The organism is Clostridium mucosae (assembly GCF_024622765.1).
Taxonomy (GTDB): domain Bacteria; phylum Bacillota; class Clostridia; order Clostridiales; family Clostridiaceae; genus Clostridium.
This window is the reverse complement of sequence record NZ_JANKAF010000005.1, coordinates 12,863-26,796: the sequence shown is the minus strand read 5'-3', so window position 1 is coordinate 26,796 and position 13,934 is coordinate 12,863. Positions and strand designations below refer to the sequence as shown.

Here is a 13,934-nt window from a genome sequence, read left to right as displayed (position 1 = left end):
CACGAAACGTGATACCCTATCAAACCATTGATTTTACTTACTTAAATAAATTTCCAAAATTAAATGGAAATTTTTATCTATTATATATATGCCAAAAGTGAAGTTTTAATTAAAACTTCACTTTTCATCGGCTAATATCAAAATCTATTTTGATACAGCTTATTCCTATATTAGTATATAAATAGCATTTATATACTAATGATTCCTCTTATAATATAAGCTTTCTATATCTATTATACGTAGCCATAACTTCTTGTTTTCTTGGCATTGATAAGCTACCAGATCCCCCATATATCTTATCTATAGAAATTAATCCTTTTTTATTTATCTCTTCATATATATAATCAATCATTTCTTCAAAAGGTAATGATTTCTTCATCATATTATCTTCTGCCCACTTCATAATAGCACCAATTGAATTTAGTTGCTCATTATCTACTATTTGCTCAACAGATCTTAAATCTATATTTTCCTTATTTATAATAATTGAGCTTAGTCCCATAGTTTTGATTTTTACACCTTTATAAGTACTTTCTATAGTTCCTCTTTGTACTTTCCTATCAAAACTTATATTTATTTTTATATCTTTTTCTTCTATTCTTTTATTTATTTCGCCTCTCATTAATGACTTTGCTTCTTTAGTTACATCTTTTGCTTCATAATTATCCATTTGAATAACACAATCTGCTACATCAAAATAATCTCCAGAACTTCCTATTACTAAAACCGTAGAAATATCTTTTTGTTTATATAATGGCTTAACTATTTCTATAAATGGAGTTATAGGCTCCTTTTCTTTTGAAACTAATCTTTGCATTAAGTCATCTCTAATCATAAAATTAGTTGCAGATGTATCTTCATCAATTAATAATGTATTTGAACCACTTTCAATTGCTTCTATTATATTTGCTGCCTGTGATGTGCTTCCACTAGCATTTTCAGTTGTAAACTTTATTGTGTCTTTTCCATTTGGCAGATTATCTATAAACAATGATATATCTGTATTTTTAATACTTCTTCCATCTTCTGCTCTAACTTTAACAGATGTATTATCAGTTATAACAAATTCTCTTCCGTCACCCTCGATATGATTATATACTCCAAGTTCTAATGAATTTAAAATGGTAGATTTCCCATGATATCCTCCACCCACTATTAGTGTTATTCCTTCTTTTATTCCCATCCCCTTTATTGAGCCTCTATTTGGTAAATTAAATTCTACCTCTAGGCTTTTAGGGGATTCAAATTTTTTAGCATTTTTTAATGGCTTTGAAGAAACTCCACTTTCTCTTGGAAGTATAGAGCCATTTGCTACAAAAGCAATTAATTTATTTTTCTTAAGGTTAGCTCTAATGTATTCTTGATCTTCTATTAATTTAACTCTATCCATAAGCTTATTTTTATTAATATTTGTGTATATTAATGTGCTTTCTACTATACTAGGAACAATATTGTATAATATCTTTTCTAATTCCTTAGCCAATACACTTCTTCCTCTAGCTGGGAATCCAACATAAAATCTTGCTTCTATATTATCTTTATTTATTATTATTGAAGTTCTTTCTAATATCTCTTGAGGACACTTGCTTATTGTAATTAACCCACTTTTTCCTGATCCAAATATCTTTTCACTATACTTGTTTATGTTTGAATAAAATAATCTAGTTATAAAATCCGAAACTGCAATTCTCTTATATTTTTTATCTAATAAATTTTCTGGGAAATTAGCTGTTTTTTTATCAATGATAACCCTAACTCTTGATGGAGATGCAAATGGATCTCCTTGAACATGGTCAATACATAAAATATAATTTTTAAAATCATATTCTCCTTGTAAATCCTTATATGCTTTATATCCTTTGCCATCTATTTTTCTTAATTCTTCTTTTAAAATACTATAATCTCTCATAAACTACCTCTTATAACTTATTAAAATAATCATCTATTAACTTTTCACCCATTCTTCTATACATATTGCTCATATTAATAAATGAACTAAGCAGTAAAAAGTTTTTTTCAAATTCATCAGAATTTAACTTTCCTTCTTTTTCTATCATATTTTCAATGCTATTATATTTTATTTCAATGGAATTTTCTACGTCCTTTAAATCCTCACCATATTGCTTTAAATATACCTTATATAAATCTCTTATTGGATAATCTTCTTCATTTTCTAATGATGTAACTATCTTATTTAATGAACTCTTTATATCACTTATTGATAATGCTCCTTTTAAATTATAAATAAGACTCATTAAAACTAAATGTTCTTTACTATATTTTTTATTTTTTACAGACATCAAAAGTTTACCCTTAGCATAATTGTTAACCATAGTTTTAGTTAACGCCTTATCATCTTCATTTCTTTTAGTTTCATTAAACTTACTATCAAAAAGCTGCGTTACTTGATCCATATATAAATCTATCTCAGGCATCTCATCTAATGTTAATTGATTTTGCAAATTTAGTTCAGTAAACTTTTCTTTTAATTCATTAATATCCATATGTACCTCCATGTAGTTTTATAAACTACCTATTAATATATCTATATTTAAATATACTAGTATCAGCTAGATATTTCAAGGAATTTAATAAAATATATAAATTTTTCTAAAAATTTAAGGTATTATAGACTTTGACTTTTTTAATCTATATTATTAATATAATAATAACAATACGTAGTTTTTAAAACTACGTATAAAGGGGTGTTTGTTTTGGAAAGGCATTTAAGAGAACCTATAAATAGCTTAACTCATTGGGTTGGCGCAATTTTATCACTATTTGCATTAATTGCAATGTTAACAAAAGGATTAATTAATAATGCATCTAATGTAGCAATTGTTTCTGTAGTTATATTTGGTATAAGCTTAATTTTACTATATAGTGTTTCAGCAACTTATCATGGCGTAATAACAAGTGAAAAAGTAATATTTAGACTTAGAAAATTAGATCATTCTATGATATTTATTTTAATAGCTGGCTCTTATGCACCATTTTGCTTAATTGCTCTTGGTGGTTCAAAAGGAACTGTATTTTTTACAACTATAGCGTCTATAGCTTTAGCTGGCATATTATTTAGAATGTTATGGTTTAATTGTCCAAGATGGTTACAAACAGCTCTTTATATTGGCCTAGGATGGGCCGCTATATTTATGATTAAACCATTATCACAAGTACTTAGTCCAATAAGCTTATTTTTATTAGTACTTGGAGGCGTTCTTTACACTGTTGGTGGTGTTATATATGGAATAAAGCCTAAAAAACTTCAATTAGGTAAGTTTGGTTTTCATGAAATATTCCATATATTTATTATCTTAGGAAGCTTAAGTCACTTCATATGTGTTTTCACATATCTCATATAAATAAAAAAATGAAATCCTATTAATTAGGATTTCATTTTTTTATTTATACTATTTTTCTTTTATTCTCATTTTTCTTATTAATAAATATGCCACTGTAGCTAATACTACAGATATAATGCTAAAAGTTGAGATAGTCATATATACATTTCTAGGTAAAATCCCTAAAATATAAAATACCCATTCTCCAATTTTACCTGTTAAATATGGAAAGTTTAAGGCTATTATATAAAATCCCATATTAACCGTTATGATTAATAATATTGGAATAATAGATATTACAGTCTTCATTAATTTATTGCATTTATAATAAAGCATAGTTATTACAAACCCTAAAATAAATGCCATTAAATATAAGGATGCTTGAAATAAAAACGTATTAAAAAGCGTTTCTATACTATTACTTTGAATCCAACCATTATTAGCATAATTAGAAATATTAATATAATCAGTGTATATCATGTCATAATTAGTTGGACAATTAACAAAAATGTTATATATTCTATTTAGAATTACATCTATAAATGACATCCCTATAGATATTGGAACCATTGATAATACTGTTCCATAAAAGTAACTCTTTCTAGATAAGTTATTTCCCTTTATAAAATAAAAATTTTCCTTAAACATATTTAATCCCACAACAAATATAAATATTGCAGAAGAAAGCTCTATTCCTGATGATGATACCGCTCCATCACTATTATAAGAAAGTATTGTAAGGAGAACGCATATCGAAATGAATACAAAATAAAACATTAATATTGAATTTTTTAAAGAGCTTAAATTATATTTAACTACTGATTTCACCTTCATTATTTAACTTCCTCCTCTCCTGTTAAATGAATAAACAATTTTTGAAGTTCAACTTTTGAAATTTCTAATCCCAATTCTACTATTTCCTTTTTACTTTCTTTAGTTAATCCTCCAAGGATTGTAGCTTCCTTAAATCCAGCTATAGTTTCTATATTAATACAATTCTTGCCTGCTAAATATTTATCAACTTTATCAGCGGCACCCGATACTAAGTAAGCTTCTCCTAGTAAGCCTTCTACTTCTCTATCACCTAAAACTTTCCCATCTTTAATTATTATTACTTTTTCCAAAATCTCTGAAACTTCTTCTATAATATGAGTCGAAAGCACTATAGTCTTTGGCTTATCTATATAATTTGCAACTAGTTCTTTATAAAACATATCTCTATGATTTGCATCCAATCCTAAGACTGGCTCATCAAAAAGTAATATTTCAGCTCCTGATGATAAAGTTATTATTATTTTGCATATTGAAGAATATCCAGTAGATAAATCTTTAAATTTTTTATCAACATTAAGTCCAAACTTTTTGCTTAAATTTAATGCATAGTCCATATCAAAATTATTATAAAACTCTTTTGTCCATTTAAATAAATACTTAATTTTTAAACTTGGCGGGTATAAATCTTGCTCTGTCATAAAATAAATCTTATCATTCAACTTATCATTTTCTATAACATCCTCACCATCTATTGTAATTTTACCTTCAGTCGGAAATATTCTATTAGTTATAAGATTTAGTAAAGTTGTTTTTCCTGCACCATTTCTTCCTAATAATCCATATATCTTATTTTCCTCTATTGTTAATGAAACATTATCTAGAACTTTATTCTTTCCATATAACTTGTTTAAATTAGATATTTTTATTAGTGCCATTAACTACTCCCCCCTCTTTATCATTTCTATAATATCTGTAGTAGAAATATTAAGCTTCTTTGCTTCTTCAATTAATGAAACTATATAATTAGAATAAAACTTATCTTTTCTCTTTTGTATTAACTTTTCTTTGCTTCCACTTGAAACAAACATTCCAACACCTCTTCTTTTATAAATAATTCCTTCATCTACTAATAAATTAAAGCCTTTCGCTACAGTTGCTGGATTAATTTTGAATTTTACAGATATTTCTGTTGTTGATGGTATTACTTCATCTTCATTAAAAACTCCATTTAAAATTCCATCTTCTATTGATTGCGCTATTTGAATATATATAGGTATTTCACTAGAAAAATCTAAATTCATAGCTACCTCCTTTTAACTTTCTAATATAATATATGTGAATTATGTTATTTGGTTCATTACTCATGTAATTAACTACATATCTTTCGAGACCTGTTGTCAATACTTGGAAACTAAAAAAAGACCCTATATATAGACTCTCTTTTATCAGTGTCTATTTATATAGGGTCCATTTTAATAAACATCATCTTCTTTATTGGATTTAAAATTTAATAATCTACTATATACCACCATACATTATTCCAAGTATTATAACTAATGCTGTTATAGTCGTAAAACCATACTTAGCAAATAATAAAAATTTATTTCTAACCTTCTTACTTGCCCCCATGTTTATTTCTTCTAAAACTTCTCCTTTATCTCTCATAAAATAGAAGACTATAAGTACTATCAAAGCTCCAAGTGGAGATATAACTATTGTTATAAAATCTGCAAAATTATTAAATAAATTCATATTTAAATTTAATGGTATTGATAGTATAAATAATATAATTGATATTAAAATTGTAGCCTTTTTTCTACTTAATTTTGTTTGGGACATTAAAGCTTCTACTGGTCCTTCCAACATATTTATGGATGAGCTTACAGCTGCAAATATTACACTTAAGAAAAATAACATTGATAGTATTTGACCTGCTGGCATTGATTTAAATATAGTTGGTAGTGTTATAAATAACAATGGTGGTCCTGACATAGGATCTAAGCCAAATGCAAATACTGCTGGCATTATAACAAATGAAGCTAATAATGCAGATATAGTATCTAATATTGCTGTACTAATTGCTGATTTTGGTATATCCATATCCTTTTCTACATAACTACCATATACAACCATACCACATCCATTTAGTGATACTGTAAAAAATGCTTGCCCAAGAGCCATTACCCACGTATTAACTTTAAATAAGTATTCCCACTTAGGTGTTAATAAGTATTTAACTCCTTTCATAGCTCCTGGTAAAGTTAATGATCTAAAAGCTAATAATATAAAAATTATAAAAAGTAATGGCATTATTATCTTATTTGCCTTTTCTATTCCTTTTGTGATCCCTATAATTACTATAATAAGAGCTATAAATATAGCAATTGCATTCCATAATATAGTTTCCTTACTTCCTGCAAAATTATTAAAGAAGCTATCTATCTGTATCTTATTTATTTCTCCTGTTGTACTTAAAGTAAAATATTTAATAATCCAGCCTACAACTACGTTATAAAACATAAAAACTCCTGCCAATCCTACTGCTGGTATTGCTCCTATTAATATTCCACCTTTTTTGCCCTTTTTTTCAAATGCATATTTTATTCCTGTTAATGATCCTCCATGAGCTGATCTTCCAAAAGTAAATTCTGTAATAAGACCTATAGAACCAAGTAATAATACAAATATAAAGTATGGTATTAAAAATACTGCTCCTCCATTTTGTCCTAGCCTATATGGAAACATCCAAATGTTACCTAGCCCTACAGCTGCTCCAATGCAAGATATTATAAATCCTGCCCTACTTGTAAAATGTTCTCTTTTCTCCATAACCTACATTCCTCCTTATTTATATATAAAAAAACCACATAGTCTCTACTATGTGGTAAATAAACAGGAATAAAAAATACCACATAGCATTTATCTATGTGGTTAAATTATCTCTATAAATCTGAGCATAATTAATATTTATAACCATCATAGACACAAACCTTAAATCTTGCTTACGGCTTGCATCTATAATTACTTTATAAATACAAGTCCTATCTATAATAGCTATAATAATAATTCATATTAACTTTTATTTCTTTAAAGTTAATTCTTTTGCTCATTCTTATTCTCCCAAACTACATTTTAGTAAATATTAGCACCCTATTATATAAGTATCAACCCCTATAAAGTACAATATTTAAATAATTTACTATGTTTCCATTAAATTTTCTAAATATTATTTGAGCATTAAATGAAAATATGTTGAGTTTATGATATAATAACGAAATGAATAATATTAGAAATGAGGTCGGTTTTTAGTGATAACTGTATCAAACGTAAGCTTAAGATTTGGTGGACGTAAGCTTTTTGAAGATGTAAATATAAAATTTACTCCTGGTAACTGTTATGGTGTTATCGGTGCCAATGGTGCTGGTAAAAGTACATTCTTAAAAATACTTTCTGGAGAAATTGAACCAAACACTGGTGATGTTTCTATCGCTCCAAATACAAGAATGTCTGTTTTAAAACAAGATCATTATGCATATGATGAGTTCGAAGTTTTACAAACAGTAATAATGGGAAATAAAAGATTATATGAAATAATGGAAGAAAAAGATGCTTTATATGCAAAACCTGATTTTTCTGATGAAGATGGTATAAGAGCTTCTGAATTAGAAGGTGAATTTGCTGATATGAACGGTTGGGAAGCTGAATCAGATGCTTCTTCATTACTTCAAGGCTTAGGAATCGGAACTGACATGCACTACAAAAAGATGTCAGAGCTAGTAGGTGGAGAAAAAGTTAAAGTTCTTTTAGCTCAAGCCTTATTCGGTAATCCTGGAATTCTAATTCTGGATGAGCCTACAAACCACTTAGATATACAATCAATTAACTGGTTAGAAGACTTCCTTTTAAGATTCGAAGGAACTGTTATCGTTGTATCCCACGATAGACACTTCTTAAATACAGTATGTACTGTAATGGCAGATGTTGATTTTGGCAAAATTAAATTATATGTTGGTAACTATGACTTCTGGTATGAATCAAGCCAATTAGCATTACAAATGGCTAAGGATCAAAACAAGAAGAAGGAAGAAAAAATTAAAGAATTACAAGACTTTATTGCAAGATTTAGTGCTAATGCTTCTAAGTCTAAGCAAGCAACTTCACGTAAGAAGTTATTAGATAAAATAACTTTAGATGATATTCAACCTTCAAGCAGAAGATATCCTTTCGTTGGATTTAAGCCTGAAAGAGAAGTTGGTAATGAAATTTTAACAGTTGAAGGCTTAACTAAGACTATTGACGGAGTTAAAGTTTTAGACAATGTTAGCTTTAGAGTTAATAAAGATGATAAAATAGCATTCATTGGAGACAATGATATTGCTATAACAACTTTATTTAAAATAATAAATGGCGAAATGGAACCAGATAGTGGAGAATTTAAATGGGGAATTACTATAACAAAATCTTACTTCCCTAAAGATAACAACGAATTCTTCGATAACTGTGACTTAAGCCTTGTAGATTGGTTAAGACAATACTCAGGTAACACTGTTGAAGAACAATCAGAATCTTACTTAAGAGGATTCTTAGGTAGAATGTTATTCTCTGGCGAAGAAGCATTAAAGAAGGCTAGCGTATTATCAGGGGGAGAAAAGGTTAGATGTATGTTATCTAGAATGATGCTTACAAATGCTAATGTATTAATGCTAGATCAACCTACAAACCACTTAGACCTTGAATCAATAACTGCTGTTAATAACGGACTTAAAGATTATAAGAGTGTTATAATGTTTGCTTCTCATGACCATCAATTTATTCAAACTATTGCTAATAGAATAATAGATATTAAAGAAGATGGATCAATAGTAGATAGAGCTATGACATATGATGAATACTTAGAGTTCTCAGGTAAGACTAAATAAAGATTTATATAAAAATAAGGGGCTGTTGAAAACAGCTCCTTATTTTTTATAGATTATTTATCATTCTAATTTCTCTGTATTTTACTCCTGAAGATTCATATTCAAATACTTCTTTCTTCTCAAATCCATTTTTTTCATATAAATCTATTGCGATAACATTATCAACCTCAGCACTTGTGTAAAGATTCTGATGTCCATATTTATCTACAAAGAACTCTAAAAATTTCTGTACTGCTACTTTTCCTATTCCATTATTTTGATACTTAATATCTATCATAAATCTGCTCATTGACCATCCATTAAGTTCATCATCAAAATCATATAAAATAAAGCCTACAATATTATTATCTTTATAAATACCTAATGGATATAAATTAGGCTCATATGCTGCTTGCACTAAAGAATACATATTGGAAGCAACAAATCTTTTCTGTTCTTCACTAATTTTTAATTCTATACATTCATTATAATTACTTCTATCAATTTCTCTAAATTCTATATTCATCTCTAATCTCTCCCTTAATACTATATTTATTTTTCTTCCTTAAACCCTCGTGCGTATTTTAAATATAACACAATACCAATTAATAAAGTACTAACTTCTGCTAAGGGAATAGTAATCCAAACTCCTATTATTCCAAATAATCTCGGTAATAATAATATCAATGGAGTAACTATAATTAAGCCTCTCATAATAGAAATTATAAAGGATTCTTTTGCTTCATTAATTGATGCAAAAAATGATGTAGTTACAATATTTAATCCCATTATAAAGAAAGCAGTAAAATAAATTTTAATACCTTCATTTGCTATAGATAACAACTCTTGATTTCTCTCTTTGTTAAAAATATTAATTATCTCCTCAGAAAATACTATCCCTGATAGATAACAAAGAAGTCCAATACCTGTAGCTGTAATTAAAGCATACTTATATATAATTTTAATGTTCTTAGTTTTACCTTCTCCATAATTCTTGCTTATTATAGGTTGCATTCCTTGTGCTATTCCAGTAAATATTGCAACTACTATCAAAGCAAGATTCGCTATTATTCCATAAGCGGCTACCCCTATATTATTAGCAATATTTAAAATTGTAAAATTAAATACTAGCATTATTACTCCTGACGAAAACTCTGTTATAAATGATGGAATTCCTAATGAAACTATATTTTTTATATAACCCATATTAATTTTGCATTTTACAAACTTAAAATTATTTGCCCTTTTAATAAAATGCATTGATAACACTATTAAACTGATTAATGGAGCAAGTCCTGTTGCAAATGCAGCTCCAAACATCCCAAGTTTAAAAGGAAATATAAATATATAATCTAAAATTATATTACTAAAACTTCCTAGAAGCATTGCTATCATAGATAGATTTGGATTATCGTCGTTTCTTACAAAGCATATTACTATATTATTTATTATAAACGCGCATGAAAACATTAAGATTGTTTTTAAATACATTCCAGCTAAAGGATTAACAAGCTCATCTGCTCCAAGTATACTAGCAATATCATATGAAAAGAGTATCCCAACAACTGTTAAAATTAATCCGACCAACACGCCTAAAATAATTGCATGAGTAAAAATTTTATTTGCTTTTTTCTCATTATTCCTACCTCTATAAATAGAATATTTTGTTGCTGCCCCCATTCCAATCATTAATCCAATTCCACTAACTAAACTATATACAGGTAAAACTAAGTTTAATGCAGTTAATCCAATGCTTCCTACTCCATTTGCTACAAAAAATGTATCTGCTAATATATAACATGAAAGTCCTATCATACTAATAACATTGAAAGATACATATTTTATAAAATCCTTTAAAATATCATTACTTAATTCTTTTCTCATAACTCTTCCCCCTATAAATAAAAAAGCATTAGGTGGTTCATACCCAAAGGCCTAATGGCATGAATCCCTAATGCTTGCTATGCGAATATTATGTCCAGCGACATAACTACTCAAGACTATTTAATTGAAACAATATTATTACAATTTACTGTTATTGTCAATATTTAAAAATTCTAAAATAGTTTAATTATAATATTATACCTTGTATTATCTAATATTCTATTTCTCAATCATCATTTCTATACATTCACTAACGCTCGAAACATGATTATTTGCATAACCTTTTAATTCTTCTTCTACGTGATGAAAAGTGAAGCTATTCTTAGTTAATTTAAACATAGATAAATCATTATATGAATCTCCAATTGCATAAAGCTTTTCTATATCTAATTTATTAAGTTCTAATAATTTTTTTAGTCCATTTCCTTTTGAACAATCCTTAGGAGCTATATCAACAAAGTATTGATTTCTAAAAGCTTCTAAATCATGTCCGTATTTCTTTATTAATAATTCTTTTGCTTCTTCAGCTTTATTTATATTCATATTTTTTGCAAATAAGCTTATAATTGAGTAATTTCTTTTTTCCGAAAATACATCTTCCTTTGATATTACACCTTTGAAGTAATCCATTAAATGTTCTATTCCACTAAAGTCTTCTGGTTCTATAAGATAATTACTTCCTTCATGTTCAAAATGAACATAAATATCTTCCTCACCTATAAAATCCCTAAATACCTCTTCTGCAACTTCATTACCGATATAATTATCATAAATTACATTATCATTACTATCTATTATTATAGATCCATTGCATGCAACTATATAATCATATTTTATTTCAGGATATTCATTAAATATTTTATGTATTCCTTCTAGGCTTCTTCCAGTTGATATTATGAACTTATGTCCCTCTTCTTTAAGTTTTAATATAGCATTTATATCTTCTTCCTTAATAGTATTATCATGTTGTACTAAAGTTCCATCTAAATCACAAGCTAAGTATTTCATCTATATACACTCCCCTAATATTTTCTACTTTCAAATTATAACATATAGTACTAATTTTAATTTTTAAGATATGAAATTTTGCACTTAATTATATTTTTCTTATTATGCTTAACATTAATTATTTTCACTACACCATTCTTTGTGAAATATAAATAATTATTTTCAAATTATATATAAGAAAATCTAAAATAAAAAGCAAAATAACACTGATATCATGTTATTTTGCTTTTTTATTTTAACTTATTTTATTTGTTATATTTTATATGAAGTAATTCGTGAGCCTTTCCATGTCCTGGTTCCCCCATAAATGTTTCATACATTTTATTTAAAGCACCATTTTCATGTGATTTTCTCTTCTTTAATACATTTTTATCTTGGTTATATAATACTGATGCTCTTACGCTTCTGATATCCATAGTTAATCTATCTGAAGCATTTACATGAGGTTGTCCACCACCATTTACACATCCACCTGGGCATGCCATTACTTCTATAAAGTGATAGTTTTTCTCATTAATTTTTCCACTCTTCATAAAATCAAATAGACTTGAAGCTCCATTTATAACTGCAACATTATAATTTTCTCCACCAATTTCAACTGTAGATTCTTTTATTCCAGCTAAGCCTCTTACTTGCTCATATTCTATATTTTCTAAATCTTTACCTTCAACAAAGTCTTTCGCTGTTCTTAGTGCAGCTTCCATAACACCACCTGTTGCTCCAAATATAGCACCTGCTCCAGTGTATTCACCCATTGCTGGATCTGCTTCACTATCCTCAAGTTTAGCAAAATCTATTTTTGCATCTTTAATCATCTTTGCTAATTCTCTTGTTGTTATTACAGCATCTATATTTCTTATACCGTCATTTTCCATTTCAGGTCTATCAGCTTCATATTTCTTAGCAGTACAAGGCATTATTGTTACTGTAAATATTCTCTTTGGATCTATATCAACAACTTGTGGGTAATAAGTTTTACTAGCTGTTCCAAATATTTGTTGTGGTGACTTAGCACTAGATAAATGATCTATAAAGTTTGGATAATAATTTTCAACTTGTCTAACCCATGCAGGACAACAAGATGTAAACATAGGGAATGGCCCACCAGTTTTAATTCTTTGAATTAACTCTGTAGCTTCTTCCATTATTGTCATATCTGCTCCAAAGTTTATATCAAATATCTTATCAAATCCAAGCTGTCTTAAAGCTGTATATACCTTACCTGTAACATCTATCCCATAACCCATCTTAAATAGTTCTCCCATAGCAGTTCTAACTGATGGTGCCATTGCTACTATAACATGCTTTTCCTCATCTGCTAATGCATCTTTTACTCTATCCATATGAGATTTTTCTGATAAAGCATCTACAGGACATGCTGCTACACATTGTCCACATAATAAACAATTAGTATCATCAAAGCACTTTAAATTTTCTGGTCCAACTATTTTTTGTCCATCTACTTCTATGAACTTTATTGATTCAGTTCCTGTCTTTGTTCTACATGCAGCTACACATCTTCCACATGTAACACACTTTGTTCTATCTAAAACTATTGATTTACTTCTATCATCTACATATTCAGATTTATCCGCAACAACAAAAGGCTTAGAAGCCCTTGCTTTAGTTTTTATTACTAATTTTAAAAATTCACAGTTTTCTCTTCTTTTGCATGGTCCACATTTGAATTCATGCTTATCTAATAATGATGAAACTGTACTTTTAACTTCTTCTTGAACTCTTTCTGTATTAGTGTTAATAACCATTCCATCTTCTGGAACAAGGCAACACGCTTTAACTAAATCTTCTTGTCCTTCAACTTCAACTAAACATACTCCACATTGTCCAACATTGCTACAATCCTCTAAAAAACATAAAGCTGGAATATCTATTCCGTTCTCTTTAGCTATTTTCATTAAGTTTTTATCATCACTCACTAGAATTTTATTTCCATTAATAGTTATGTTTTTCATTATAATTCCCCCTATAATTGAATGGTAAGTAAATTTCTTTTGTTACAATATTAACA

At 27.9% G+C, this 13,934-nt stretch carries 12 protein-coding genes; 2 read left to right on the top strand and 10 right to left on the bottom strand.

The features are described 5' to 3' along the window. Nucleotides 1-208: 208 nt before the first annotated feature. Nucleotides 209-1,909, bottom strand: a complete 1,701-nt coding sequence (locus NSA50_RS07740; RefSeq protein ID WP_257444244.1) for an ABC-ATPase domain-containing protein — start codon at nt 1,907-1,909, stop codon at nt 209-211. 10 nt (nt 1,910-1,919) lie between these two features. Further along, nucleotides 1,920-2,504 carry a DUF1836 domain-containing protein gene (locus tag NSA50_RS07735; RefSeq protein ID WP_257444242.1) on the bottom strand — a complete coding sequence of 195 codons (585 nt, stop codon included), beginning with the start codon at nt 2,502-2,504 and terminating at the stop codon, nt 1,920-1,922. A 210-nt stretch (nt 2,505-2,714) separates the two neighbouring features. On the opposite strand from NSA50_RS07735, the gene trhA reads away from it, so the two are divergent. Further along, the gene (gene trhA / locus NSA50_RS07730) at nt 2,715-3,362 is read left to right on the top strand and encodes a PAQR family membrane homeostasis protein TrhA (RefSeq protein ID WP_257444240.1); all 648 of its coding nucleotides are present in this window, start codon (nt 2,715-2,717) and stop codon (nt 3,360-3,362) included. Between the two features lie 48 nt (nt 3,363-3,410). Here the strand turns inward: trhA and NSA50_RS07725 are convergent, their stop codons facing one another. The 4 genes from NSA50_RS07725 to NSA50_RS07710 form a co-directional block, all read right to left on the bottom strand. Next, a complete protein-coding gene (locus NSA50_RS07725; protein ID WP_257444238.1) occupies nt 3,411-4,175 on the bottom strand; it encodes a hypothetical protein in 765 nt (254 codons plus the stop codon). Next, nucleotides 4,175-5,050 carry an ATP-binding cassette domain-containing protein gene (locus NSA50_RS07720; protein ID WP_257444236.1) on the bottom strand — a complete coding sequence of 292 codons (876 nt, stop codon included), beginning with the start codon at nt 5,048-5,050 and terminating at the stop codon, nt 4,175-4,177. The genes NSA50_RS07725 and NSA50_RS07720 overlap by 1 nt, the downstream gene beginning before the upstream one ends. Before the next feature lie 3 nt (nt 5,051-5,053). Next, nucleotides 5,054-5,416: a GntR family transcriptional regulator gene (locus NSA50_RS07715; protein ID WP_257444234.1), complete on the bottom strand. Its 363-nt coding sequence runs from the start codon at nt 5,414-5,416 to the stop codon at nt 5,054-5,056. A gap of 217 nt (nt 5,417-5,633) precedes the next feature. Then, a complete protein-coding gene (locus tag NSA50_RS07710; RefSeq protein ID WP_257444232.1) occupies nt 5,634-6,944 on the bottom strand; it encodes a sodium-dependent transporter in 1,311 nt (436 codons plus the stop codon). A gap of 479 nt (nt 6,945-7,423) precedes the next feature. Here NSA50_RS07710 and NSA50_RS07705 point away from each other — a divergent pair, with 479 nt between their 5' ends. Continuing rightward, nucleotides 7,424-9,034 carry an ABC-F family ATP-binding cassette domain-containing protein gene (locus NSA50_RS07705; protein ID WP_195263934.1) on the top strand — a complete coding sequence of 537 codons (1,611 nt, stop codon included), beginning with the start codon at nt 7,424-7,426 and terminating at the stop codon, nt 9,032-9,034. A gap of 46 nt (nt 9,035-9,080) precedes the next feature. Here the strand turns inward: NSA50_RS07705 and NSA50_RS07700 are convergent, their stop codons facing one another. The 4 genes from NSA50_RS07700 to NSA50_RS07685 form a co-directional block, all read right to left on the bottom strand. Beyond that, nucleotides 9,081-9,539 (bottom strand): GNAT family N-acetyltransferase, encoded by a 459-nt coding sequence (locus NSA50_RS07700; protein ID WP_257444229.1) that lies wholly within the window; start codon nt 9,537-9,539, stop codon nt 9,081-9,083. Nucleotides 9,540-9,565: 26 nt separating this feature from the next. Then, entirely contained in the window at nt 9,566-10,897 is a 1,332-nt protein-coding gene (locus NSA50_RS07695) for an MATE family efflux transporter (protein WP_257444227.1), read from the bottom strand. Between the two features lie 219 nt (nt 10,898-11,116). Continuing rightward, entirely contained in the window at nt 11,117-11,905 is a 789-nt protein-coding gene (locus tag NSA50_RS07690; RefSeq protein ID WP_257444225.1) for an HAD family hydrolase, read from the bottom strand. 245 nt (nt 11,906-12,150) lie between these two features. Continuing rightward, nucleotides 12,151-13,878 carry a ferredoxin hydrogenase gene (locus tag NSA50_RS07685; RefSeq protein WP_195263938.1) on the bottom strand — a complete coding sequence of 576 codons (1,728 nt, stop codon included), beginning with the start codon at nt 13,876-13,878 and terminating at the stop codon, nt 12,151-12,153. Nucleotides 13,879-13,934 lie beyond the last annotated feature (56 nt).